This window comes from Pseudomonas sp. Pc102, from assembly GCF_018408275.1.
In the GTDB taxonomy this organism is placed as follows: domain Bacteria; phylum Pseudomonadota; class Gammaproteobacteria; order Pseudomonadales; family Pseudomonadaceae; genus Metapseudomonas; species Metapseudomonas tohonis.
On sequence record NZ_AP021905.1, the window covers coordinates 3,423,101 to 3,445,433 of the forward strand.

General features: G+C 67.3%; 23 protein-coding genes. 9 read left to right on the top strand and 14 right to left on the bottom strand.

Translation table 11 applies throughout. The annotated features are described in order from the left end of the window. Nucleotides 1–10 precede the first annotated feature (10 nt). Nucleotides 11–1,069, top strand: coding sequence for a hypothetical protein (locus tag PHLH3_RS15725; RefSeq protein ID WP_213624798.1), 1,059 nt, complete (start codon nt 11–13; stop codon nt 1,067–1,069). Nucleotides 1,070–1,178: 109 nt separating this feature from the next. Continuing rightward, on the top strand, nt 1,179–1,682 hold the full coding sequence (locus PHLH3_RS15730) for a hypothetical protein (RefSeq protein ID WP_213624800.1): 504 nt from the start codon (nt 1,179–1,181) through the stop codon (nt 1,680–1,682). Nucleotide 1,683: 1 nt separating this feature from the next. On the opposite strand, the gene PHLH3_RS15735 is transcribed toward PHLH3_RS15730, so the two are convergent. Continuing rightward, nucleotides 1,684–2,094 (bottom strand): hypothetical protein, encoded by a 411-nt coding sequence (locus tag PHLH3_RS15735; RefSeq protein WP_213624802.1) that lies wholly within the window; start codon nt 2,092–2,094, stop codon nt 1,684–1,686. Between the two features lie 212 nt (nt 2,095–2,306). Between PHLH3_RS15735 and PHLH3_RS15740 the strand changes: the two genes are divergently transcribed. Both PHLH3_RS15740 and PHLH3_RS30675 read left to right on the top strand, forming a co-directional pair. Further along, complete coding sequence (locus tag PHLH3_RS15740) at nt 2,307–2,591, top strand: hypothetical protein (protein ID WP_213624805.1); 285 nt, start codon at nt 2,307–2,309, stop codon at nt 2,589–2,591. Nucleotides 2,592–2,741: 150 nt separating this feature from the next. Further along, the gene (locus tag PHLH3_RS30675; RefSeq protein WP_271106178.1) at nt 2,742–2,867 is read left to right on the top strand and encodes a hypothetical protein; all 126 of its coding nucleotides are present in this window, start codon (nt 2,742–2,744) and stop codon (nt 2,865–2,867) included. A gap of 265 nt (nt 2,868–3,132) precedes the next feature. Here PHLH3_RS30675 and PHLH3_RS15745 read toward each other — a convergent pair whose 3' ends face one another. The 3 genes from PHLH3_RS15745 to PHLH3_RS15755 all read right to left on the bottom strand — a co-directional run bounded on the left by PHLH3_RS15745 (nt 3,133) and on the right by PHLH3_RS15755 (nt 5,283). Beyond that, complete coding sequence (locus PHLH3_RS15745) at nt 3,133–4,086, bottom strand: FecR family protein (protein ID WP_213624807.1); 954 nt, start codon at nt 4,084–4,086, stop codon at nt 3,133–3,135. A gap of 67 nt (nt 4,087–4,153) precedes the next feature. After that, nucleotides 4,154–4,699 (bottom strand): RNA polymerase sigma factor, encoded by a 546-nt coding sequence (locus PHLH3_RS15750; RefSeq protein ID WP_213624809.1) that lies wholly within the window; start codon nt 4,697–4,699, stop codon nt 4,154–4,156. Further along, nucleotides 4,696–5,283 (bottom strand): STN domain-containing protein, encoded by a 588-nt coding sequence (locus PHLH3_RS15755; protein WP_213624811.1) that lies wholly within the window; start codon nt 5,281–5,283, stop codon nt 4,696–4,698. The genes PHLH3_RS15750 and PHLH3_RS15755 overlap by 4 nt, the downstream gene beginning before the upstream one ends. Nucleotides 5,284–5,582: 299 nt before the next feature. Here PHLH3_RS15755 and PHLH3_RS15760 point away from each other — a divergent pair, with 299 nt between their 5' ends. The 4 genes from PHLH3_RS15760 (at nt 5,583) to PHLH3_RS15775 (ending at nt 8,506) form a co-directional block, all read left to right on the top strand. Next, nucleotides 5,583–5,900, top strand: coding sequence for a hypothetical protein (locus tag PHLH3_RS15760; RefSeq protein ID WP_213624813.1), 318 nt, complete (start codon nt 5,583–5,585; stop codon nt 5,898–5,900). Nucleotides 5,901–6,150: 250 nt separating this feature from the next. Then, a complete protein-coding gene (locus PHLH3_RS15765) occupies nt 6,151–6,963 on the top strand; it encodes an ABC transporter substrate-binding protein (RefSeq protein WP_213624815.1) in 813 nt (270 codons plus the stop codon). A 123-nt stretch (nt 6,964–7,086) separates the two neighbouring features. Further along, complete coding sequence (locus tag PHLH3_RS15770) at nt 7,087–7,812, top strand: amino acid ABC transporter permease (protein WP_213624817.1); 726 nt, start codon at nt 7,087–7,089, stop codon at nt 7,810–7,812. A 1-nt stretch (nt 7,813) separates the two neighbouring features. Beyond that, nucleotides 7,814–8,506: an amino acid ABC transporter permease gene (locus PHLH3_RS15775; RefSeq protein ID WP_213624819.1), complete on the top strand. Its 693-nt coding sequence runs from the start codon at nt 7,814–7,816 to the stop codon at nt 8,504–8,506. A 92-nt stretch (nt 8,507–8,598) separates the two neighbouring features. Here PHLH3_RS15775 and PHLH3_RS15780 read toward each other — a convergent pair whose 3' ends face one another. The 10 genes from PHLH3_RS15780 to PHLH3_RS15825 all read right to left on the bottom strand — a co-directional run bounded on the left by PHLH3_RS15780 (nt 8,599) and on the right by PHLH3_RS15825 (nt 21,020). Next, nucleotides 8,599–9,327: a BPL-N domain-containing protein gene (locus tag PHLH3_RS15780; protein ID WP_213624821.1), complete on the bottom strand. Its 729-nt coding sequence runs from the start codon at nt 9,325–9,327 to the stop codon at nt 8,599–8,601. Between the two features lie 99 nt (nt 9,328–9,426). Then, nucleotides 9,427–10,197, bottom strand: coding sequence for a hypothetical protein (locus tag PHLH3_RS15785; RefSeq protein ID WP_213624823.1), 771 nt, complete (start codon nt 10,195–10,197; stop codon nt 9,427–9,429). A gap of 231 nt (nt 10,198–10,428) precedes the next feature. Beyond that, nucleotides 10,429–11,766, bottom strand: a complete 1,338-nt coding sequence (locus PHLH3_RS15790; protein ID WP_213624825.1) for an LLM class flavin-dependent oxidoreductase — start codon at nt 11,764–11,766, stop codon at nt 10,429–10,431. Beyond that, nucleotides 11,753–13,309: a DHA2 family efflux MFS transporter permease subunit gene (locus PHLH3_RS15795; protein ID WP_244862887.1), complete on the bottom strand. Its 1,557-nt coding sequence runs from the start codon at nt 13,307–13,309 to the stop codon at nt 11,753–11,755. The genes PHLH3_RS15790 and PHLH3_RS15795 overlap by 14 nt, the downstream gene beginning before the upstream one ends. Before the next feature lie 276 nt (nt 13,310–13,585). Beyond that, nucleotides 13,586–14,335 carry a tRNA-dependent cyclodipeptide synthase gene (locus PHLH3_RS15800; RefSeq protein ID WP_213624827.1) on the bottom strand — a complete coding sequence of 250 codons (750 nt, stop codon included), beginning with the start codon at nt 14,333–14,335 and terminating at the stop codon, nt 13,586–13,588. Nucleotides 14,336–14,339: 4 nt separating this feature from the next. Beyond that, the gene (locus PHLH3_RS15805) at nt 14,340–15,116 is read right to left on the bottom strand and encodes a 2OG-Fe(II) oxygenase (RefSeq protein WP_213624829.1); all 777 of its coding nucleotides are present in this window, start codon (nt 15,114–15,116) and stop codon (nt 14,340–14,342) included. 269 nt (nt 15,117–15,385) lie between these two features. Next, entirely contained in the window at nt 15,386–16,333 is a 948-nt protein-coding gene (locus PHLH3_RS15810; protein ID WP_213624831.1) for an aliphatic sulfonate ABC transporter substrate-binding protein, read from the bottom strand. Beyond that, entirely contained in the window at nt 16,333–18,786 is a 2,454-nt protein-coding gene (locus PHLH3_RS15815) for a TonB-dependent receptor (RefSeq protein ID WP_213624833.1), read from the bottom strand. The genes PHLH3_RS15810 and PHLH3_RS15815 overlap by 1 nt, the downstream gene beginning before the upstream one ends. A 63-nt stretch (nt 18,787–18,849) precedes the next feature. Further along, entirely contained in the window at nt 18,850–19,344 is a 495-nt protein-coding gene (locus PHLH3_RS15820; protein ID WP_044402848.1) for a RidA family protein, read from the bottom strand. 89 nt (nt 19,345–19,433) lie between these two features. Continuing rightward, nucleotides 19,434–21,020, bottom strand: coding sequence for an FAD-dependent oxidoreductase (locus tag PHLH3_RS15825; protein ID WP_213624835.1), 1,587 nt, complete (start codon nt 21,018–21,020; stop codon nt 19,434–19,436). A gap of 637 nt (nt 21,021–21,657) precedes the next feature. Between PHLH3_RS15825 and PHLH3_RS15830 the strand changes: the two genes are divergently transcribed. Continuing rightward, nucleotides 21,658–22,314: a YjfI family protein gene (locus PHLH3_RS15830; RefSeq protein ID WP_213624837.1), complete on the top strand. Its 657-nt coding sequence runs from the start codon at nt 21,658–21,660 to the stop codon at nt 22,312–22,314. Nucleotides 22,315–22,333: the final 19 nt, after the last annotated feature.

Here is a 22,333-nt window from a genome sequence, read left to right on the forward strand (position 1 = left end):
GGAGGCGCACATGAGCATCCACATCCCCCACAGCCCCGATGAAGACCTGCGCCCCACCGTCGTCGTCGCCGAGGGCCTGCTCAACCCCCGGGGCCTGTGCCGGCAGTCCGACGGCAGCCTGCTGCTGGTGGAAGCCGGCTCCGGCCACCCCGATGCGCCCTTCAGCGGGCGCATCAGCCGGCTGCGACCCGCCCCCGGTAGCCCGGGTGCCTACCTGGCGCCCGAGGCGGTCGCCCAGGGCTACCGCTCCATGAACATGCAGGTGCGCATGCTGCGTGACGAAATCATGGGGCTCTCCGACGTGGCCTGCGCCGATGGCCGTTGCCTGGCCAGCCTCACCGACTACGTCGAAGGCTCGCGGGTGCTCGACCTGGGGCAGGACCCACCGGTGCCGGTGTTCCACAGCCGCGGCAACCTCAACGCCCTGTGCTTCCACCCCGGGCGACGGACCTGGCTGTCGGTCAAGCCCGATACCAACCAGGTGGTGGAATTCGACGACCGGGGCGAACGGGTCGTCGCCCAGATACCCGACATGGACCAGGGCCAGGACGCCGTGCCGGTCACCCTGGTACACGAGCCCACCACCGGGGCCGTCCTGGTCAGCCTGTTCTCCGGAGAACGCCGGCTGGACCCAACGCGGCAAGGCATCGACTTCGTCGAGCGGGCCGGCCGGGTGATCCGCGTCTGGCCGGAAGACGGCTCCATCCAGCCACTGGTCGACGGCCTGCAACTGCCCACCGGCCTGGCCTTCACGCCGGGCGGTGGCCTGCTGGTCCTTGAACTGTGCCGCTCCCTGCTGCAACCGCTCGATCCACAGTGGCAAGGCGAGGCGCGGCATGGCGGCTTCGAACGCTTCAGCGGCCGCCTTCTGCACTGCGACCTGGCCAGCGGCACGGCCCGTGTCCTCGCCACCGGTCTCGACACCCCATCCAACCTCTGCCTGCTCGACGACGCCGTGCTGGTCAGCGAAGGCATGGGCCTCCACGGCCGCGCCCTGCCCCTTCCTGGCGGCGGGACGGTGCCGCTGGATGGGCGGATACGGCGGGTGTCGTTGCGAGGGTATCTCTAGGAACAGGCATTCCCGTGGCGGCAGGCCGTCACGGGAATTTTCCGTTACGTAACATTTTCTTTTTACCGTTACGTAACTAGAATTGTGCCGTCCCTTCAGGAACGGCCCCATGAATACCCCCGAATCCCCCGGCGTCCGCAAGCGCGGTCGCCCCTCCAGCGGCAACGCCATGAGCAACGCCGAGCGCCAGCGTGCCTACCGCGAGCGCCAGGCGCAAAAGCGTGACGCCGAATCCGTGACGATGAACAAGCGCGCGCAGCAGGCCCTCGAGAGCACCGCAAAACTGCGATCGCAACGCGACCAGGCCCTCCGAGCGCAGGAGCAGGCCGAGCACAAGGCGCGGGAATGGGAGGCCAAGGCCACCTCATTGCTCAAGCAGCTACGCGAGCTGGAACAACGCAAGGACGCCCCGCTCGCCTGGTACCAGGACCCGGGGATAGAAGCCGTCTACGTGCTGGAGTCGCGCCTGCGCGAGGAGAAACACTGGAAACGTGTCGCCTCGATGGGCGCATTCACCCGCAGGGAGGTGGCGGATGAATGGCTGAAGTCCATGCTGGCCCACAGCAGCATGATCGAGTACCGGGTGAACCGGATCAGGTTCAAGACCGAATGAGTCACACCCGCCGCCTGAGCCGCCAGCAGTAGACCAGGCAGCCGGTGAGGCAGCCCAGCGAAAGGAGACAAAGCAACAGCGTGCCGCGCTCCTGTGCGTTCACCAGCCAGTACAGCTGGTACGGCAGGTAGGCCAGCAGCAGCCACAACGCCGATTTGCGGGAGAAGAACAGCAACACCCCGGCAAGCATCAGCAACAGCGCGAAAAGGACACCCGCAGCGCCGGCGAGTATGGAGATTTCCCCGGCCCTCATGGCCTCCCAGATTGCCCCGCGGTTCCACAGCAGCGCCAGGAACTGGGCCGAGCAGAACGCCAGGATCGCCAGGCGCAGCGCGGTGGGGGTGATGCTCGGTCTGGTGCTGGTTTTCTCCGTCAGCGAATCGCTCATCGGAGGTTGAAACGGGTTGTCCATGCCATGTGCTCGGTTGTGGGAGCGGGAAATCTAGCCTTCTTCTGCGGCCTTCACCACTGCAAGATGGGTCGTTCAGGGTGGCCCCGGACTGCCGCTTCGATAAACCGAACCGGAAGCCCTCGTCCGCAGTCGAAAACCAGGTAGTCCCCATTCTCGTGCCAACCGTGACCGAGTCATCGGATGCGGCCCGGCCGTACAAAGGAGACCCACCGATGGTCACTCACTACAAGGTCGCCGGGCACCTCGCCTGTGGTCGTCACGGCAACAACCTGGTTTCCACCACTGAACTGGCACGGGTCAAGTGCCGTACCTGCCGCAGCACCGACGTCTTCAAGGAAGCCCGCCGCACCGCGCGCAACGCGGCACGACGCGCCGCCCGCAAGGCCAAGGCCGAGAACGTCGCCATCGACTGGCGCAGCAGCTGGGAGCAGCACCTCACCGCCCTGCCCGGCCGCCAGCGCCTGCCGCGCGGTTTTGGCGAACAGGGCTTCGTCTGACCCGCTCTCGGGGTCGCCCTCCTGGCGGCCCCGCCTCCGCTCCGCCCTTCCCTACAGCCTTTTGCCGCAACGCCGATGGCCTCCCCGCGCCCCCTGGCCGACAATCCCCGGCAGCCCTGAGCCCATGCTTTCCTGGAAATGGAATCCGCGATGCAGAACGCTCATATCGGCCTGGCCATCGTCGGCCTCATCGTCGTCTTCGGCCTGGTTCTGTTCTATTTCGACCACCTGCGCGAGCCCCGCAAGCCGCCACCCGCGGAGGATGAAGCCACCTGAAACGCCAACGGCCCGGATCATCCGGGCCGTTGCGTTGATGGCGTGCAGAATCAAGTGAGCCGTATACAGCGCAATGCCGGGCCAGGTCGCGTGGGCTTCGTAGGATGGGTAGAGGTACGAAACCCATGCTGGCGTCGTGGGTGGGTATCGCTGCGCCCAACGGAGCGACACCGAACCGGAGCGCGTTGTACGCAATGGTACCAAGGTCATTCGCGAGCAGAGCTCGCTCCTACGGGCCGTGCTCCGGCGCTGGGATGCGGGCCGATCAACTGACCAGCACCACACCACCCGGCAATTCGGTCACGGTCGCGCCGTAGGCCTCGCGGATCAGGGAGGCGACCTCAGCCAGCTGGTCGAGGCGGAAGCGGGCCTGCACCTTGCGCCGGCCGAGTTCGCCGTTGACCAGCAGGATCATCCCCGGGCGGTAGCGGTTGATCTCATCGATCACCACCGCCAGCGGGGCGTCATCGAACACCAGCAGTTGCTCGCGCCAGGCCATGACCACCGCCGGGTCGAAGGCCACGGGCTCGCTGCGCCCGTGCGGGTCATAGCTCAGTTGGCGGCCGGGCGGGAGCAGCAGGCTGCGTCCGCGCACCTCCACGGCCAGGCTGCCTTCCAGGCAGGTGACGCAGATGGCATCACCCACCGCGCGCACGTTGAAACGCGCGCCGGCCGCATCCAGGGTGCCGGCTCCGGCCACCACGCGGATCGGCGCCTTGGCCAGCACCTCCACCTCGCCTTCAAGCAGCTCGATACCCGCCACGCCGCCGCCCAGCGGGCGCCGGTTGATGCGGGTAAGGGTGTTGAGCTCCAGGGTCAGCCCCTCCGCGAAATCCACGCGGCGCTGCTCGCCCACCTCGGTGCTGTAGTCGGCGCCCAGGCCGGACAGCGCACCCGGCAACGAGGGCCGTACCAGCACCACGGCAAGGGAGGCCGCGATGGCGCCGCCGAGAAACGCGCGCCGGCCGAAGCGCCGGGACGGCAGCCTGGCCGCCGGGACAGCAGGTTGCTGCAGCGCCACGGCGGCGGGCCCAAGGGCCTGCCACAGCTGCCGGGCGCGGGTGAAGGCCGCGCAGTGCTGCTCGCTTTGCGCGCACCACAGGCGGAAGGCTTCGGCGTCACGGGTGGTGGCATGGCCGGAGGTGAGGCGGAGCAACCAGGCCCGTGCTTCGTCCTCCAGCCGGGTCTGCCCGGCGGTGCCGGAATGAGGTCCTGTCATGGCGTCGTCGTTCAAGCGCAGCTGTTCTCGGGAGTGATCGGCGGGGCGCTCGTGTTGCCCCTCGACCCTATGACTGTTTTCCGGCGCCGGGACCGAACCGTTGCACCACTTTTCTTTCCAGGCGAGCCGCGCAATGGCCCAGCGCGGCCTTCAGCTCCTTCTCCACCATGCGCGTGGAGATGCCGAAGCGCCGGGAAATCTCCAGGTGCGGTACCTCCTCCATGCGCGCGGCGATGAGGATCTGCCGGCGCCGGGGCGTCAGCTCCGCCAGCGCGGTGACCAGCGCGCGGATCTCGATCTGCCCGCTGACGATCACCGCCGGGTCGAGGTGCTCTTCGCCCAGGTGCAAGAGCTCCTCGACCTCCTCGCCGGTGAGCAGGCGGGCGTCCTGTGCGCGGCGGTCGGCGGCGACGTTGAGGGCCATGCGATACAGGTAGGCGCCGGGCTTTTGCACATCCTCGGGCTCGTCCATGCGATCCAGGCGCAGGTAGGTTTCGTGGAGCACATCGTTGGCCAGGTCATCCGACCCCAGGCGCCGCCTCAGGCGTGTCCGGAACTCCTCGTAGGAGGCCAGAAACAGCCTGAGCATGGTGCCACGCTCCTTGTCATTCATGCCCCCGCAGCTCCTTCCCACTTGTTGCATTCCATGCTGGCGGCCGCCTCCGGCACCACCAGCACGGTGACCGGCTGGGGCAGGGAGGACGGTGGCGCCCTGTCGATCGTCAGGCCTCGCAGGCTTTCCACCAGTGCCGCGTCGCGCCGCAAATCACCGGTCGGCCCCAGCAGTCGACTGTGTTCCACCACGCCCACCGGGCCGATCCACAGTTGCAGCGCCGCGCGGTAAGCCCCTGGCCGGGTCAGTGGGGAACCGCACAAGGCCTTCCCCAATGCACCCTGCAGGGCGGCCGCGAAGCTGCCCTGTTCCCAGCGCGTCGTGGCGCCGTGGTTGCGCCCCGCAGGCGCGCTCGAAACCCTTGCCGGCAGCACGGTGAAGGCACGGCCCTCGCTGTGCTGGGCCATCAGTCCGGTGCCGGCCAGCAGCCTCGCCAATGCCTCGCGAGCCGGCAGCCGGCCGATGACCGAAGCCGAGCGCCGCCCGCGAGTGAGTTCGCGGTCCACCAGGATGGCCATGCCGCTGGTTGCGCTGAAGCGTTCCAGTGCCTTGGGCAGGTCCTGCGCCGGCAGATCGAAGTCCATCGGGCCGTTTCCGGCCCTGCCCTCGCCCGCCTGGCACGGCAAGGCCGCCAGGCAGCAGGCCGCGACGAGGAGAACGATCAGCACCGCTGGCGCGAGGCAGCCCCTCGCCACGGCTTCCATTGACATAGGCGGATTCCGACCCGTACTGCGTGTCGATGCATCGCTGGCTTGACTCAGGAAAGCCATCCTGATGGCTGTTCATGTCGATTGTGTGACGGGCGTTGCAAAAAAGACTTCGCAGCGATGACGGCGCTTTTACCGTAGATTTCCCGGCAATGATCCAGCACATGGAGGCGATCATGTCCGTTCGCATCACCCTCGCCGGCCTCGTTTTCGCCCTCGCACCGCTGCTGGCCGTAGCCGAAGAGGGCACCCCGCAAGGCAGTTGCATCAGCGCCGAGGTGAATGGTTACAAGGCCCTGTCCTATGACTGCCTCACCCAGCGACTGGCCAACCCCCAGGGCGCCGAGGCTGCCCGGCGCAACCAGGCCGCGATGCAGGTGCCGATCGAGCGCCGCCCGGCCAACCAGCTGGGTCTCGCCACCCCGGCCGCAACCGGCGTGCGCATGGGCGCCAACTTCGGCCATTCGGTGCAACCGCAGCGTCCCCTCCCCTGAGTCGGTGGCAGGAACCGCTCTAGCACGACACTTCCAGCGCAAGCCACAGCAGTCCTGCTTATTCTTTTATCGAATTTAAAAAGACAAATTAATTCTTTTTTGTTCGAGCCAGCCCCCTGACAGAATCGCCTCGCCAGCGGGCAACCCCCACCGGCGAACGGCGACGCTTCCCACCCGGAAGCGATCGCCCCCGACAGATGAGCGGAGCCCGGCCATGCGCGCCAGGGCCCGCCGAAGGAGCTGGATATTCATGAAGAAGCTGACTGCCCTCACCGCCCTCGCACTCGCCCTTTCCACCCTCTCCGGCCTCGCGCAGGCCGACCGCCTCGACGATATCCGCAAGGCCGGCGTCCTGCGTGTCGCGGCCTTCGACAGCAACCCGCCGTTCGGCTTCGTCGATGGCAAGACCCAGCAGCTCGCCGGCCTGGACGTGGACTACGCCCGCGCCATCGCCGACAAGCTCGGGGTCAAGTTGCAGCTGCAGCCCACCAACCCGGCCAACCGCGTGCCGCTGCTGGTGGCCAATAAGGTCGACCTGGTGCTGGCCAACTTCACCATCACCCCGGAGCGGGCCGAACAGGTCAACTTCAGCATCCCGTACTTCTCCTCCGGCCAGCAGTTCATCGTGCGCAAGGGCACGCTGAAGAATGCCGACGACCTGAACAAATGGCGCGTCGGCGTCGACAAGGGCACGGTCAACGAAGGCGTGCTGCGGGAGAAATTCCCCGGCGCCAAGGTGGTCGCCTACGACGACACGCCCTTCGCCTTCACCGCCCTGCGCAATGGCCAGGTCCAGGCCATCACCCAGGACGGCCCCAAGTTGATCGGCCTGCTGGCCAATGTGCCGGACAAGGACAAGTACGAAGTGCCGCCCTTCACCATCTCCAGCGACCTGATCGGCGTCGGCATCCCCAAGGGTGAAACCGCGCTGACCGAGTACGTCAACCAGACCCTGCAGGAGCTGGAGGACCAGGGCCGTGCCCAGGCCATCTACGACACTTGGTTCGGCCCGGACACCAAGACCCCGCTGGCGCGCCTGTACAAGATCGGCACGGTGCACTGATCGCGCCATGAACCGGTGGGCCCGCCAGCGCCAAGCGCTGGCCTGGGGCCCACCGACCACACCGCACGCCTTCCCTCCCTGATCCCCGCCCCTGCGGGGATCACCCATTGAAAGACCTCGACAATGTTCGGCGACCTCCTCGCTCCCCGTTACCTGCACTGGCTGCTGGACGGCTTCCTGCTGACCCTCGGCACCTCCCTGCTGGTCTGCGTCATCGGCACCCTGCTCGGCGCCCTGGTCGCGGTCGGCCGCCAGCTGCCGGGCCGCCTGTCCTGGCCCGCACGCGCCTACCTCTCGGTGCTGCGCAACACCCCGCTGCTGGTGCAGCTGTTCTTCTGGTACTTCGGCGTGCCCGCGCTGCTGCCCGAGGATTGGGTGTTCTGGCTCAACCTGCCCCATGAACGGGCGCTGGGCCCGCTCACGCTGGCCTGGCCGTCCTTCGAGTTCCTCGCCGCCGCGCTGGGCCTCTCGCTCTACACCAGCGCCTTCATCGCCGAGGAGCTGCGCGCCGGCATCGCCTCGGTGCGCCCGCAGCAGGCCGAAGCGGGCCTGGCGCTCGGCCTGCGACCCGCCCAGGTGTGGCGCTGCATCATCCTGCCGCAGGCGCTGCACACGGCCCTTCCACCGCTGTTCGGCCAGTACATGAACGCCCTGAAGAACAGCTCCCTGGCCATGGCCATCGGCCTCGCCGAGCTGTCCTACGCCTCGCGACAGGTGGAGACGGAGACCTTCAAGACCTTCCAGGCCTTCGGCATCGCCACCCTGCTCTACCTCGGCGCGGCGATCGCCATCGAAGTGGCCGGTACGCTGATCCACCAGCACCGCCGCCACGTGCGCGGGGAGGCCTGAGATGGACTTCTCGGTGATCCTCGACAACCTCGATTACTTCCTGCTCGGCGCCTGGCCCGACGGCCCCCTGGGCGGCGCGGCGCTGACCCTGCTGCTGTCGCTGCTCTCGGGCATCGCCTCGGCGGTGCTGGGGCTGGTCCTGGGCACCGCCCTGGCGGTACTCGAAGGCCGTCCGCGCCTGGTGCTGCTGGCGGTACTGGGGTTCTTCCGCGCCATCCCGGTGCTGATGCTGATCTTCTGGAGCTACTTCCTGCTGCCGGTGCTGTTCCGCATCGACGTACCGGCGCTGGCCACGGTGGTCTGCGCGCTGTCGCTGATCGGCGGCGCCTACCTCGCCCATTCGGTGTGCGCCGGCATCCAGAGCCTGCCGCCGGGCCAATGGGACGCCGGCCGCGCCCTGGGCCTGCGGCCCTGGCAGGTGCTGCGGCTGATCATCCTGCCCCAGGCGCTGCCGATCATGCTGCCGTCGTTCCTCAACCAGTGGGTCTCGCTGATCAAGGACAGCTCCCTGGGCTACGTCATCGGCGTCGGCGAACTGTCCTTCGTCGCCACCCAGGTGAGCAACCGGGTGATGGTGCACCCGACGGAGGTATTCCTCTTCGTGGCGCTGGTGTATTTCGTGCTGTGCGCGAGCCTCGATCTGCTTGCGCGGTGGGTGACGCGGTTCACCGGTGCTTCGCGCCCGCAGGGGTGATGGGGTATGTCGGAGACGACGATTGATAGGGTTCGCGTAGCTCTACCCATCCTGCGAAGCTGAGCCGGCAACCTCGGCGGCGGAGGGCCGGATCACTGCTCATGCCGCGCGTTCATCTGCGCCAGCATCGCCATCAGGAGGTCCTGGTGCTGCTTCGCATCGGGCGGTAATCCGTCGGCGGCGTACCAGGCGCTGTCCGCTTCGTAATGCGGCCCGATGAGACCGACCGTGCCTTTGCCGTAGGACGAGATTCGCGCGGCGACGCGTCGGGATTTCGTGTAGTACGCCGTCGCCTCGGCGCCCGCCGGGAGCCGGCTGCCGAAATGCGGGCCGGCCTGGTAGTAGACGTCACGCTGCTCGTGGCCTGCGGGCAGCTGGATGGAGATGAACTGCGCCGCGTTGTCCTTCGGGATTTCCTGGTCGACCTCGGCCAGCTCGATCAGGCCAAAGGCCGGGACGCCTTCCTTCTCGTCGGCATAGCGCCCAGCCAGGTAACCGCCGGCACAGATGCCCAGGTACTGGCCACCCTGGGCGACGAAGTCGCGGATGGCCTGCACCTGGCTGGCGGACAGCTCCGACAAGGTGTCCATGATGTCGTCCGAGCCGCCCGGCTGTACGTAGAGATCGGCGTCCTCGAGCACCTCGGCGCTGAGTTGGTCTTCATCCACCAGGCGGACGTCGTAGCGATGTTTCTGCAACAGCTCGGCGATGGTCTTCGCGCAGCCGTCGCAGGTGCCGGCACCGTCGAAGATCACCGCCAGTTCGGCCTTGGCCAGCAGCGGAAACACCAGGGCCAGGGCGGCCAGTACACTCTTGTTCATCACGCACAGTTCCTTTGTGTCAGAGGTCGGTCAGGCCCTTCTAGCAGGCCTGCATGGCAATCCGTTGATTGTGGAAAAGGTTCGCCGTCATCGCCGGCTTCACAGGTGAGCGTCGACCTCGCTGGCAATGCGCCCCAATGCCAGCCACACCGTGTGCTCCCGCTGGAACGGCAGCGCGGGCTCGACGGTGATGTCCAGGGGTGTCAGCCCGGTGAGGATGTCCTTTCGTTCATCCCGGGGCAGGATCGCCACGTGCCGGAATGGCTGCCGAAGGCCCTTCGAGAGCACCAGTGTCGGGGCATCGCCAGCGATTCGAATAGGCAGGGATTCAGCTGAGGCGATGGGCTGCGCCAGGACCGAGAACACCGGGTCGATGCTCTTCTCCAGCTCGACGAAACCCACCAGGACCAGCAGCACCTGGCGTTGGCTGGGCAATGCCAGCGAGAAGACCGATCCCACAGGCGCCGTGGTACGGACCTTCCTGGGCTTGGGCGACGACACCTTTACAGGCTTTTCCGCCGGCTGAGGGGTTGCCAGCCTGGCTTCGAGCGCTTTGAGGGTCTTGCGACGGGCCGGCACATCCAGGGGCGCATCGCGCTCCCACACGAACAGGTCCCCGCCCGTGCGCAGCAGCGACAGCGCCTTGTCCTTGAGCGTCTCGTCCAGCCGGCCGTACTTCCAGGCCGTGTCGGCCAGGGCGAAGTGCACCAGGCAGGCCACCTCAGGCTCGCCCAGCCGTGCGGCATGGCGACCCAGGACCTTCTCGCAGGCCTCGCCGTGGGAAAGCCCGTGCTTCAGGTGCTGGATGTAGTCATCCCGTACATCACAGGTCGTGTCATCGGAATACAATCCCGTGCCCCAGGCGCCCATGTCCGGTCACGCCTCCTCGATGGGGAACGCAAGGCGCAGCACGAGGGATGCTGGGCTCGACGTGCTGCTGCCCTGCTTCGTGGGGACATCGGTGGCCGGGAATTGGAAAGGGTTGTCCATGTGCTGCCGCTCCGTGATGAAAGCGGGAAATCTACCGCTCTTCACCCGCGATCACCACGCCGGAGCGGAACGCCCGGATTGCAGCCCGGGGATTCCGACAGCCTGGCCGCGCTAGGCGAAATGCCGGTTGGCGATGCGCTGCAGGCCGAGGTTCTCGCGCAGGGTGCGGCCTTCGTATTCGCGGCGGAACAGCCCCACACGTTGCAGCTCCGGGATCACCAGGTCGACGAAGTCCTCCAGCCCGCCTGGCAGGTGGGTGAACAGCAGGTTGAAGCCATCCGCCGCGCGCTCTTCGTACCAGCAGGCCATCTCCTCGACTATCTGGCTCGGCGTGCCAACCAGCAGGCGATGGCCGCCGGCACCGAGCGTGCGCAGCAGCTGTGCGGCGGTGGGTTTCTCGCGGCGGATCAGGTCGATCACCAGTTGCTGGCGGCTCTTGTGGCGCTCGGTGACTGGCAAGGGATCGGGCAATACTACGGGCGCGTCCGGTGGCAGGCGTTCCAGGTCGATGCCGATGTCCAGCAGGAAGGACAGCGCCTTGAGCGCCGCCTCCGGGTCCACCAGCGCCTGCAATTCCTCGTGCTTCTCCTGCGCCTCGCTGGCGGTGCGCCCCACCACCGGGGCCAGGCCGGGAAATACCTTGAGCGCGCCCTCCTCGCGCCCGGCCAACGCCAGGCGCTGGTGGATATCGGCATGGAAAGCCTTGCCCTCCTCCAGGGTCTGCTGGGCGGTGAACACCAGCTCGGCGGTGCGCGCCGCCAGGGCCCGGCCGGCTTCGGAGGAGCCGGCCTGGGCGATCACCGGCCAGCCCTGCAACGGCCGTGGGGCATTCAACGGGCCGCGCACGCGGAAGTGCTCGCCTTCGTGGTCGAGCACGCGCATGCGCGCCGGTTCCAGCCAGGTGCCGGAAGCCTTGTCCAGGGGGAAGGCATCGTCGGCCCAGCTGTCCCAGAGCCCGGTGACCACCTCGAAGAACTCCCCGGCGCGCGCGTAGCGGTCGGCATGCTGCAGGTGCTCGGCGCGGTTGAAGTTCTCCCCGCCGATCAGCGCCGTCACCAGGTTCCAGCCGGCGCGGCCGCCGGACAGGTGATCCAGCGAGGCGAACTTGCGGGCAATGTTGTAGGGCTCGTTGTAGCTGGTGTTGGCGGTGGCGATCAGGCCGATGTGCCGGGTCGTCACCGCCAGCGCCGGCAGCAGGGTCAAGGGGTCCCAGCGCAGGCTGTAGGCGCTGCTGCGCAGCACACGCGGGTCCAGCTCGCCCACCGCCACGTTGTCGTTGAGGAACAGCGCATCGAAGCGCCCGCGCTCCAGGGTCTGGGCGTAGTGCCGGTAGCGCTCGAAGTTGATCGAGGCGTCGGCGTCCGCCCGGGGGTGGCGCCAGCTGCCGGCATGGGCGCCGGAGCCGGAGAGGAAGGCCCCCAGGCGTAGGCGACCGTCACGCCTTGCCATGGCTGGGCTCCTGCTCGGCAGCCGCCTCGGCGGGCACGGCCACCTGGGCGCGTAGCAGCAAGGCAACGCTGGCCCAGACCAACAGTACGCTGGCGGCGAGGAACAGCATCACCGCCTGGTAGCCCTGGAGGAAGGCGCCGTGCACCCAGCCCTGCAGCACCTCCGGGGCCTGTGCGAGGTGCGCGCCCAGCAGTGCCACGCCCTGCTCCGGCGCGGCCGCCGCACGGGCCAGCCAGTCGGTATCGGCCGCCACGCCCGTGGAGCCGGCCAGCGCGTGGGCGGCGAATGCGCGGTAGAGGCCCACGCCGACCGCCAGGCCGAGGCCGCCGCCGACGTTGTGCAGGGTCATCAGCGAACCCATGGCCACCGAGCCCACCTGCTGCGGCACCGAGGAGATGCCCAGCACCGTGGACGGCCCGAGGATGCAGGCCCAGCCCAGCCCCATCACCGCGAAGGCGCCCAGCAGGTACGGCAGCGAGGTGCCCTCGGCAAAGCCGGCCTGCAGCAAGGCCGACAGGGCGAAGAACAGCAGCCCGGCCTGGATCAGCAGCGCCGGGCCCTTGCGGTCCACCAGCCGCCCCACCACCGGCGACAGCAGCGCCACGCCCAGGGTGGTGGGCAGTAGCAGCAGGCCGCTGGCCTGCACGCTTTCGCCACGGATCAGCGACAGGTACAGCGGCATCACGAAGAAGGCCACGCAGTAGAACAGCGCCAGGCCGAAGCTGGCGGTCACCGCGGCCACGAAGCGGCGGTTGGCGAACAGGCGCAGGTCGACGATGGGCGCACGCACCCGCAGCTCCACCGCGACGAAGGCGATGAAGGCCAGCGCGGCCAGGCCGACCAGGCCCAGGGTGGTGGCCGAGGCCCAGCCCCAGGCACCGCCCTGGACGATCACCAGCACCAGGCTCGGCAGGCCCACCAGCAGCAGCGCTGCACCGGCCCAGTCGAGCCGCGCGCCGTCCTGCTCGGCACGGGATTCGTCCGCCGCCAGGGCGATGATCGCCAGGCTGAGCAGCACGAAGGGCACGTTGACCAGGAAGATCCACTGCCAGCCGAAGGCGCTGGTGATCACCCCGCCCAGCACCGGTCCCACGGCGAGGCCGACGCCGTTGACGCCGAACAGCACGCCGAAGGCCTTGCCCTGCTCCTCGCTGGCGAAGGTGGCCGAGACGATGGCACCGGAGGCCGTGTACAGCACCGCACAGGCCAGCCCCTGGGCCACCCGCGCGGCCACCAGGGCATCGATGCTGGTGGCCAGCCCGGCACCGAGGGAGGCCAGGCCGAATACGGCGAGGCCGATGTTCAGCACCCGCCGGCGGCCATGCAGGTCGGCCAGCCGGCCTACCAGCACCATGGCGCTGGAGAGCGCGAGGATGAAGCCGTTGATCACCCATTGCAGGCTCTCCACCGAAGCACCGAGGTCGGCCTGCAGGGCCGGCAGCGCGGTGTTGACGATGGTGAAATCCACGCAACCGAGAAAACTGGCGATGCTCACACCGAGCAAGGCCCACCATTTGCGTTGCTGTTGCGCAAAAACGCTCATGGGAACTCCTTCCGTCATGACAGGGGGTGGAGGCCGTCGTCCGTGTGGCGTGGGGCCGTGGTTGGGGCGAATTCATTCGCCCAGGCAGCCCGAAGGACTGCGTATTTTTCGCGGATGAATCCGCTCCCACAGGTGGTTCATCAACCCTCCGGCTGTGTGCCGGGTGGATTGGCGATGCGGCGCATCGCTGGGCGAATGAATTCGCCCCTACAGGTTTTTGTGGGAGCGAATTCATTCGCGATGGGCGGCGCTAGCCGCCCCTAGATGACCTGGTCCTCAGATCGCAATCGCACTCCCCGCCCAGGCCGGGTGCACGGCGCCCGGGAGGGTGAAGGGGATCGGGATGCCGCGCTTCTTGAACTTCAGCGGCAGCCAGTGCACCCGGTCCGGCGCGTGGGGTTCGATCAGCAGGCGCCGGGCGGTGGCCATGGCGTTGGTCATCTGCTGCGGGTAGATCACGTAGTCGTAGCCCTCCTCCGCCCACAGCGGGAGGATGATCGGCACCTCTTCCAGGATGTACTCGCGGCACTGGGCGGCCGCGCGCTCGACGTCAGCCTCCGGGTCGCGCAATCGCAGGCGCTCGATGAACACGCCGATGGTGGCCTCGATGGCGCCGCGCAGGTCCTCGCTCTCGCGGTAGAGCTGGTCCACCTGCTGGCGCAGCTCCGCGTAGCGGTCGGAGGCCAGCTCCTGGTTCCAGCGGCTGATGGTCACCGGCGCCTCCAGGCCGGCCAGGTACTTGCGGTTGCGCGCCAGCCAGGCGTCGCCGTCGCGGATCGAGGCGGAGAGCGCCTCGCCCGGGGATTTGCCGTGCTTGTTGTGGCGCTGCAGGGTGTCGGCCACCACCACTTTCACCCGGCTGAAGCCGGACTTGTTGATCAGGTGCACGGTGGAACTGAGCTTCTGCTCCTCGTGGTACTCCTGGCCCACGCTCACGGCCAGCACGCAGCGCTTGCCGGTGAAGTCCAGTTCTTCGCCACCCTTGTTGAAATAGGCCTTGAGGTTGATCGCTTCCACATCGCTCATGTCTTTAGCTCCAGTAGGCAAGGGGCTGGTCGTCGCCGAAATAGCCGATGAATACGCCGAGGGTGACCCGGGTGGCGGTGGCCGAGGGGCGCACCGCGTGGATCAGCCGCGGGTTGAGGAAGATCAGGTCGCCGGGCTCGGGCTTGACCACCAGGTCCGGCGGCGGCAGCAGGTGCCGCTCGATGCCGTAGGCGCGCTCGCCGCGCAGGCGGTCGTACTCGATCTCGTCGGGGTGGATGCCCCAAATCTCCAGTTCGCCGCCGTCCTCGGGTATCTGCAGGTAGATGTTGGTGGAGAGCTGGGTCAGCAGCTTCGGCTCGTGGTCCTGGGGCGCATTGCGTTCCAGGTTGTCGGTGTGCGGGGTGAGGTCGACGCCGTTGCCCTGGAAGCGGGCGATGCCGACGAAGCACTTCTCGCCGTTCACATCCAGCAGCCGCGCGCCCTTGGGCCAGACCTCGTCGAGCAGCAGGCGCAGCTCGTCGATGGGCGATGCCAACGGGCTGAACACGCTGCGGATCTTGCGGATATTGGTGACGGCCTGGGCGTGGTAGTCGACCCGGCTGGCCTCGTCGCCGATTTCGATATAGGCCTTGCCCAGGCGCACGAACTCGGTCTGTTCGCTGAAGGCACCGCGCAGCTCGTGGCGGCTCAGGCGGTCGAGCGCCAGGGCCACGGTATCGGCCGAAGCGAAGCCTTTTATGAGAATCCCGTAAGTGCGGGCGTGGATAACATCGTGTATATGCGCTGCGGTCAATTCCTCGACCGTGGTAATGGTCAGCATGAAGACTCCTCGCGTATCCCTGGAAGTTGTCGTTCGTATTAACGGCAGGCGTCCCTGCCTGGTATGCATGCATGATCCGAGATCACCTGATCTGCATATTCAACAGGTCGCAACCACTTGTGAAATATCGATTTTCTCTAGCCTCCAAACTTTGTTTCCAATTAATACGAAGTTATTCAAGGTCAGCCCTAATCACTATTAACGCCACGCATGAAGATTATGAAAGTTACAGTTTGAAGTTGAACTTACGTGCAACTTACAACCGTCATTCATTGCACTTGTCGAGTCGAATTGAATTGCCGGTCCACCTGGTCTTCAGCCTCGAATCCCGGCCCGATCACGCCCTCGTCCCGGTACAGCCGGGCGGTGTCGGCGAGGTCCTGCACCAGGGCCTCGTCCACGTCCACCCGCCTGGGTTGCGAGTAGCGGTTGGAGCGCAGGTGCACCTCCAGCGGCAGGCCGCTCTGGCGCGCCTGGATCGCCGAGAAGGCCTCGACATGGGCGTTGGCCCAGTCCCAGGCGCGGCCGACGCGCTGGAGGAAGTCCCGCAGCTGCTCCGGCTTGTCGCGGATCGCCGCCGGGTTGGCCACCAGCAGCATGTTGCCGGCGAACAGCCCTTCCCCGCTGACCAGCACCCGCGTGCCGCCTTCCAGCTGCACCATGCTGGTGTACGGGTCCCAGGTGGCCCAGGCATCCGCCCCGCCGTTGGCCAGCAGGCTGCGGGACTCCCCCGGCTGCAGGAACACGAACGTCGCATCGCGCCCGCTGCGGCCCACCGAGCGCAGCGCCGCCAGCGCCAGGTAATGGCCGATGGAGCCGCGCGTGGTGGTGATGCGCTTGCCCACCAGGGATGCCGCCTCGGTGAGCGGCGAGCCCTCGGGCACGACGATGGCCACCGCCGTGGGCGTGACCTTCAGGCGCACCACGCCCACCGTCTTCAACCCGGCACCGGCCGAGGCGGCGAAGACGAAGGGCGCGACGCCCAGGGTGCCGACATCCACCGCGCCGGCGCTCAGCGCCTCGGCCGTGGGCGCCGCCGCGCCGAAGGCGGCGAACTCGATGGGGTACGGCACCGACTCCAGTTCGCCGGCGGCCTGCAGCAGCACCTGCAGCGAGTTCTTCTGGCTCGACACGCGCAGCGCCTCGGCGCCCAGCGCGGGGGCAGCCCCCAGCGCCAGGCACAGCAGGCCCGCCAGCAAACGGCCCTTGCCCATCATCAGAACGCCAGGCTCACGCGGCCGTAGTAGTAGCCGCCACCCAGGCCGTACGGGGAGAACATGCCGTACTCGTAGGTACCGGCCCAGGGCACGATGCCGATGCTGTCCGGGTATTCGTCGAACAGGTTGTTGGCGCCCAGGGCCACGGTGAGGTTCTGGGTGACGTCGTAGGCGACGTCGATGTCGGTGATCCACTTGGCGCTGTAGGTGCGGTCGTTGGCGGGGATGTTCGAGCCCTCGGTGTACTCGCCGTAGCGGGTCAGCGTCAGGTTCAGGGTCCAGTCGTCCACCTTGTAGTTGGTGTTGATGATCCACTTGTCCTTGGGCGTGGCCTTGGTCAGGTCGGTCTGCTGCTGGCGGTCGAACAGCACGTAGCCGGAACCCAGGCTGGAGAGCTCGGACGGCGTCTCGGCCAGGTCGCGGATGGTGGTCTTGTTGTGGTTGTAGGCCAGGCTCCAGCGCACCGTGCCGTACTCGTCCAGCGGTTGGCGGTACTCGGCCACCAGGTCGACGCCCTTGGTGCGGGTGTCGGCGGCGTTGGCGAAGTACTGGCCGGAGAGGTTCGGCGACAGGCCGTTGGCCACCAGGATCGCCGACACCGCCGGGCCGGTGAGCACGCCGGTCTGCAGGATGCGGTCGTCGATGTCGATCAGGTAGAAGTCGGCGGTCAGGCGCAGGCGGTCGGTGGGCTCGGCGGTGAAGCCCAGGCTGTAGTTGCGCGAGGTTTCCGGCTCCAGGGTCTCGGCACCGAGGGCGATGGCTTCCGGCGAGCCGGGGCGCATCTGCTTGGTACGCGCGGTGGTGGTGGAGCCGCCGGCACCGAAGAGGGTCACCGAGCTGGTGGAGGAGAACACGTTCTGCGCCAGGGACGGCGCGCGGAAGCCGTTGCTCAACGCCGCCCGCACCGCATAGCCCGGGGCGAACTCGTAGCGGGTGGTGAACTTGCCGCTGGTGGTCTCACCGATGTCCTGGTTGTACTTCTCGTGGCGCAGGGCGAAGGCGGTGTACCACTCGGGCGTGATGTTGAGGCCGAAGTCCACATAGGCGGCGCCGCTGTGGCGGATCATGTCGCCGGCGTCATCGGGCGTGGTGCCGTTGACCGAGAACAGGCCCGGGTCGGGGCGCGTGCCGGCGCTGGGGATGACGTAGCTGCCGTAGTTGTAGGAGTTGGGTTCACCCTCGGTGAGCTCGTATTTCTCCCAGCGGTATTCGATGCCGAAGGAGGTTTCCAGCGGGCTGCTCCAACCGATGTCCAGCGCGCGGCTGAAGTCCAGGTTGGTGGTCCACTGGTCGAAGATCTCGTCGGTCAGGTGGAAGCGCCGCTGGCTCAACAGCGGGTTGTTGGAAAGGTTGAGGTTGTTGTCGGTGTAGAGCTCGGCCTTGTCGCGGCCGTAGGTGGTGGAGAGGTCCCAGTCCCAGTCGGCGGCCAGGCCCTTGAGCCCGCCGAGGAACTGGTAGTCGGTCTCCTCCACTTCACGGGTGGCCTGGCCGCCCTTGGGGTACGGCGCATTGGGCAGCCAGGTGGTGGCGGTGATGTCGGTGGGCGCGCGGTGGCCGAGCACCTTCTTGCCATCGCGGTAGCTGAGGGTGGAGAAGGAGTAGAACTTGAGGTCATCGCCCAGCGGCAGCTCCAGGTTGTAGGCGCTGCTGTAGGTGCGGTCGCGGCCCAGGCCGTACTCTTCGCCCCAGCCGTGGCGCTGGGTGATGCGCGGGTCGGGCTGGCCGTTGGCGAGGGTGCCGAAGTTGCCGCGCACCGCGCCGGCGCGGTCGTAGGGCTCCTGCACCTTGGCGTCGAAGGAAAGGTTGAAGAAGCCGCCCTCCCCCAGGCCGAAGCCGAAGTTGGCGGCCTCGTGGCCGGTGGTGCCGTCGCCGCTGTAGTACTGGCCGAGGGAACTGTCCGAGGTGATCCCCTCGGCGTCCTTCTTGAGGATGATGTTGATCACCCCGGCGATGGCGTCGGAGCCGTACTGGGCGGCGGCGCCGTCGCGCAGCACCTCGATGCGCTCGATGGCGGCGGTGGGGATCAGGTCCAGGTCCACCGGCACGGCGGCGGTGCCGACCCGGGCGTTGTTGTTGATCATCGCGGTGTTATGGCGGCGCTTGCCGTTCACCAGGATCAGCACCTGGTCACCGCCCAGGCCGCGCATGCTGATGCCACGCACCAGGAAGGCGGTGCCGCCGCCGTTGATTGTGGGTGCGTTGAAGGATGGCAGCAGGCGCGTGAGCATGTCCTTGAGGCCGTTCTGGCCGCTGGTCTTCAACTGCTCGCCGGAGATCACGTCCACCGGCGCGGGGCTGTCGGTCACGGTGCGCTGCTGGCTGCCGCGCACGCCGGTCACCACCACGGTGGACAGTGTCGGGTCGCTGGCGGCCAGCGCCTCGCCGCCCAGGGCGAGGAGCAGCGCGGCGCTGAGGGGGGAAAGCGAGAAGGTCTTGCTGAAGGCGTTACGCATCACGGGACTTCCTGTAGGCGACCGCAACCCGGCCGCATCTGGCTCGATCTGTGGGGGATTGGGTCAGCGGGCCTTGGCGGCCACCGCCTCGACTTCGATCAGCGCGCCGGGCAGCACCAGCCCGGCCACCTGCACCGTGGTGCGGGTCGGCTTCAGCGGCTGCTTCTCGCTGCCGAAGAACTGCCGGAAACCGCGCTGCAGGCCCTCGAAGTCCATGCGCCCGTCCAGTTTCGGGTCGCCCACCAGGTACACCCGCAGTTGCACCACATCGCCCAGGCCGAGGCCGCGCGGGGCCAGGGCGGCCTCCACCTTGCGCAGCACGGCGACGGTCTGCGCCTCGGTGTCGCCGGCGGCGCGCAGGTCGTCCTTGGCGGCCTTGGGGTCGGCCGGGTCCGGCAGGATGCCGGAGACGAAGGTCAGCGCCGTGCCCGGCGGCAGGGTCGCCGACTGCAGGATCGGCGAGTTGGGATAGGTCGAGGGCACCCGCTCGATCTCCGCGGCCTGGCCGACGGTGGCGAAAAGGACACCCAACCCCAGAAGGGCATGTTTGAAAGGCATCGCGAAAGCTCCAAGGTCTGTGTTGGCGCCAGCCTCGGAGGTCCGCTACCTGGCAGGTGGATCTGGTTATGGATGTGGCGCGGCGTGGTTCAGGCCGTTTGCCGGTGTTGCGACGTGCCTTGCGCACGCTCGAAGATGTTCCGCACCACGCGCCGGGCAGCGCCGGCGGCGGCCTCCTGCCAGATGCCCACGCCGCTGTGGGCGAGGCCGTCGCTGGTCAGGTGCACGCGGCCCTGGGCCTGGTTGAGCAGGCCGTAGTCCGGCTCCGCCACCTCATGGCTGATCCAGGGGCCGAGACTGTGGGGAATGCGGTTCCAGGCGATGGCCAGCGGCTTGCGCAGGTCCTGCCCGTGGCCGGGGTGCAGCAGCTCCACGGCCTGGCGCGACAGGGCGATCTGCTCGTCGATGGTCTTGTCGCCGAATTTGCGCGCCACCTCGCCGTTGTTGTATGCGGCGATGAGGATGCCCTCGGCCTGGTTGAAGCCACCGCTGGGGTACCAGAGCCCGGAGGCCTCCTGGTTGATGAAGGAAAGCCCGCCGTAGATCTGGTAGTCGGTCTCCCAGAAGCGTCGCGACTGCCAGGCCACCTTGTTGGCGTAGCCGAACTGCACCGCCGAGATCGCCTGGCGCACCGGTGCGGTGAAGTTGCTGTCGATCCTGGCCAGCAGCGGCAGCGGCAGCGCGATCACCGCGTAGTCGCTGGTCACCTGCAGCTCGCGGCCGCTGCGGCGGTCGCGGTAGCCGATCTCCACGCGGTCCTCGTGGTTGCGGATGGAGCGCACCTCCGCACCCAGGCGCAGGGACGGCTGCAGGTGGCGCTGGAAGGCCGCCGGGATGCGGTCCATGCCGCCCACCGGCTGGAACATGGTGGGCGAGAATTCCGGGTATTCGTCGATCATCAGCGCGGTGCCCAGGGCCGGGTTGAGCAGCGTGCGCAGCGGCAGCGGCTCGTTCTTCTGCGCCAGCTGGTCGCCGGCACCGGGCCACACCTTGTAGCCGGAGCGCGCCGAGCCGAGGTAGTCGAGCTTCTCCGAGAGGTCGCCCCAGGTCTTGAGGAAACCCAGCAGGTTCTGCCGGTCGGCTGCGTTCAGCTCCTGGTCCAGGGCCTGGCGGTTGACCGCCTTGGCCAGCAGCTCGGCGATGTGGCCACGGCTGTCGTTCACCGCCTGGCGGATCTGCATCGGCGGTGCGGACAGGTCCGGGCGTACCAGGGCGTTGCGGCTGGTGTTGACCAGCACCTCCAGCTCCACGCCCAGCTCGCGGCAGTAGCCGAGCATCAACTGGTGGTGGCTGGGCAGGCGCGCGGGGCCGGCGTTGAAGTAGAAGCCTTCGTCGAAGTCGGCGACCTGGGTGGTGCCGTCGGTGTACTCGACGCGATCGCCACGGCGCAGCGTCCAGTTGCGCCCGCCGACCCGCTCGCGGGCCTCCAGCAGGGTCACGGCGAAACCGGCCTTGCGCAGCTCGTAGGCCGCCACCAGCCCGCCGATGCCGGCGCCGACCACGGTGACGCTGGCGCCCTGCCCCAGCCCGCTGGCCGGTTGCAGCGCCGCGTAGTTCTCCTGGCTGGCACCCGTGGCCGGGCTCATCACCCCGAGCACACCCATGGCCGCCATGGCGGCGCGGTAGCCCCCAACGGCACCGATGCGGGCGATGAGCTGTCGTCTGGTCAAAGGCATTGCAGGCACTCTCCTTGATTCCCTTCCACCAGGCATGGCTCGCCCGATGGCGCCCTTCCCTGGCTGCATCCGGATATCGCATCCGGTTATAGATTCACATCAAAGAGCTTCGAAATCGCTCTATGTGGAGCCATCCTATGGGGCGGAATTTGATAAGAGAAATACATTTTGAGCATATGCAAATATTAAAATGTTTCATTTTTATCAATCTGCATATTGCGCGAAACGCATAATTATCTTGAAACATCATGCCCGCTCGCCCCGAGGCACGGGCGGCGCGGTGTTGGCGGGAACGCGGAGCTGACGAGACGGGATGGCGATCGTAGGAGCGAGCTCTGCTCGCGAAGGGCGTGGCACCACCGTAGGTTGGGCTGAGGCACGAAGCCCAACGTTGCGGGGTTGGAAATCGCTGCGTTGGGCCTCGCTGCGCTCGGCACCAACCTACGGTCTACCGTCTGTAAATTCCGGCATGGGTTTCGCTTCGCTCGCGCAACGCCGCCCTACCCATCCTATGGTCTGCTCCAAAAAATCCGACAAAAACCCTTACATGAAAGATTTAAAAATCTTTCATGTAAGGAATTGCGCGACAGCAGAAATCACCCTACTCTGCGCAGCACACCCTTGAGGAGGAACACAGATGCCTCGCAAGACCACTACGGACAAGGCCGCCAAGAAGCCCTCCAGCACCGCTGGCAAGTCTTCCGCCGACTACGTCCGCGACATGAGGAACCGGCTCCGCGAAGCGGGGTTGGTGAAACGCGAGTTCTGGATACTTCCCGAGAACGTGAACGCCCTGAAGGGCATCGAGAGAGCTTTACGGCAGCCCTTCCTGGGCGACCGAGTCAAACTGGAGGACTACATGACCGAGAACAGCAACTGGACCCTCAGCTCGCTTCACAACGCCCTGGCCGAACTGGCCCTGGTGACGTCCGGCGAGATCCTGCTGAGCGTCATCGACGGCGAGCAGGCCGGGCTCAGGCTGACCATGAGCGAGTACGGCGACCTGCCGATCTACCTGGCAGTCGAGGGTGACCACATCATGGTCGACGCCACCCTGGTGCCGCTTGACCTGGTGGAGGATGCAAAGGAGTTCAACGCACTGGTGCTGCGTACCCGGGACCTGTTCCCGCTGTCCTCGGTCGGCGTCGAGGTTATCGACGGCCAGGAGGTGTACTCCATGTTCGGCGCCCTCAGCGCCGCCTCGTCGCTTACCGTCATCGTCCAGGAAATCTACACCCTGGCGGAAAACGTGATCCGCGCCGTCGAAGCCTTCGAAGACCACTTCAAGGCTTGACCGAATCCATTCAAGGAGA

What these genes read in the sequence shown, in the direction of transcription:
- PHLH3_RS15725 (WP_213624798.1), top strand. Translation starts at nt 11, where the DNA reads ATGAGCATCCACATCCCCCACAGCCCCGATGAAGACCTGCGCCCCACC.
- PHLH3_RS15730 (WP_213624800.1), top strand. Translation starts at nt 1,179, where the DNA reads ATGAATACCCCCGAATCCCCCGGCGTCCGCAAGCGCGGTCGCCCCTCC.
- PHLH3_RS15735 (WP_213624802.1), bottom strand. Translation starts at nt 2,094, where the DNA reads ATGGACAACCCGTTTCAACCTCCGATGAGCGATTCGCTGACGGAGAAA.
- PHLH3_RS15740 (WP_213624805.1), top strand. Translation starts at nt 2,307, where the DNA reads ATGGTCACTCACTACAAGGTCGCCGGGCACCTCGCCTGTGGTCGTCAC.
- PHLH3_RS30675 (WP_271106178.1), top strand. Translation starts at nt 2,742, where the DNA reads ATGCAGAACGCTCATATCGGCCTGGCCATCGTCGGCCTCATCGTCGTC.
- PHLH3_RS15745 (WP_213624807.1), bottom strand. Translation starts at nt 4,086, where the DNA reads ATGACAGGACCTCATTCCGGCACCGCCGGGCAGACCCGGCTGGAGGAC.
- PHLH3_RS15750 (WP_213624809.1), bottom strand. Translation starts at nt 4,699, where the DNA reads ATGAATGACAAGGAGCGTGGCACCATGCTCAGGCTGTTTCTGGCCTCC.
- PHLH3_RS15755 (WP_213624811.1), bottom strand. Translation starts at nt 5,283, where the DNA reads ATGGACTTCGATCTGCCGGCGCAGGACCTGCCCAAGGCACTGGAACGC.
- PHLH3_RS15760 (WP_213624813.1), top strand. Translation starts at nt 5,583, where the DNA reads ATGTCCGTTCGCATCACCCTCGCCGGCCTCGTTTTCGCCCTCGCACCG.
- PHLH3_RS15765 (WP_213624815.1), top strand. Translation starts at nt 6,151, where the DNA reads ATGAAGAAGCTGACTGCCCTCACCGCCCTCGCACTCGCCCTTTCCACC.
- PHLH3_RS15770 (WP_213624817.1), top strand. Translation starts at nt 7,087, where the DNA reads ATGTTCGGCGACCTCCTCGCTCCCCGTTACCTGCACTGGCTGCTGGAC.
- PHLH3_RS15775 (WP_213624819.1), top strand. Translation starts at nt 7,814, where the DNA reads ATGGACTTCTCGGTGATCCTCGACAACCTCGATTACTTCCTGCTCGGC.
- PHLH3_RS15780 (WP_213624821.1), bottom strand. Translation starts at nt 9,327, where the DNA reads ATGAACAAGAGTGTACTGGCCGCCCTGGCCCTGGTGTTTCCGCTGCTG.
- PHLH3_RS15785 (WP_213624823.1), bottom strand. Translation starts at nt 10,197, where the DNA reads ATGGGCGCCTGGGGCACGGGATTGTATTCCGATGACACGACCTGTGAT.
- PHLH3_RS15790 (WP_213624825.1), bottom strand. Translation starts at nt 11,766, where the DNA reads ATGGCAAGGCGTGACGGTCGCCTACGCCTGGGGGCCTTCCTCTCCGGC.
- PHLH3_RS15795 (WP_244862887.1), bottom strand. Translation starts at nt 13,309, where the DNA reads ATGAGCGTTTTTGCGCAACAGCAACGCAAATGGTGGGCCTTGCTCGGT.
- PHLH3_RS15800 (WP_213624827.1), bottom strand. Translation starts at nt 14,335, where the DNA reads ATGAGCGATGTGGAAGCGATCAACCTCAAGGCCTATTTCAACAAGGGT.
- PHLH3_RS15805 (WP_213624829.1), bottom strand. Translation starts at nt 15,116, where the DNA reads ATGCTGACCATTACCACGGTCGAGGAATTGACCGCAGCGCATATACAC.
- PHLH3_RS15810 (WP_213624831.1), bottom strand. Translation starts at nt 16,333, where the DNA reads ATGATGGGCAAGGGCCGTTTGCTGGCGGGCCTGCTGTGCCTGGCGCTG.
- PHLH3_RS15815 (WP_213624833.1), bottom strand. Translation starts at nt 18,786, where the DNA reads ATGCGTAACGCCTTCAGCAAGACCTTCTCGCTTTCCCCCCTCAGCGCC.
- PHLH3_RS15820 (WP_044402848.1), bottom strand. Translation starts at nt 19,344, where the DNA reads ATGCCTTTCAAACATGCCCTTCTGGGGTTGGGTGTCCTTTTCGCCACC.
- PHLH3_RS15825 (WP_213624835.1), bottom strand. Translation starts at nt 21,020, where the DNA reads ATGCCTTTGACCAGACGACAGCTCATCGCCCGCATCGGTGCCGTTGGG.
- PHLH3_RS15830 (WP_213624837.1), top strand. Translation starts at nt 21,658, where the DNA reads ATGCCTCGCAAGACCACTACGGACAAGGCCGCCAAGAAGCCCTCCAGC.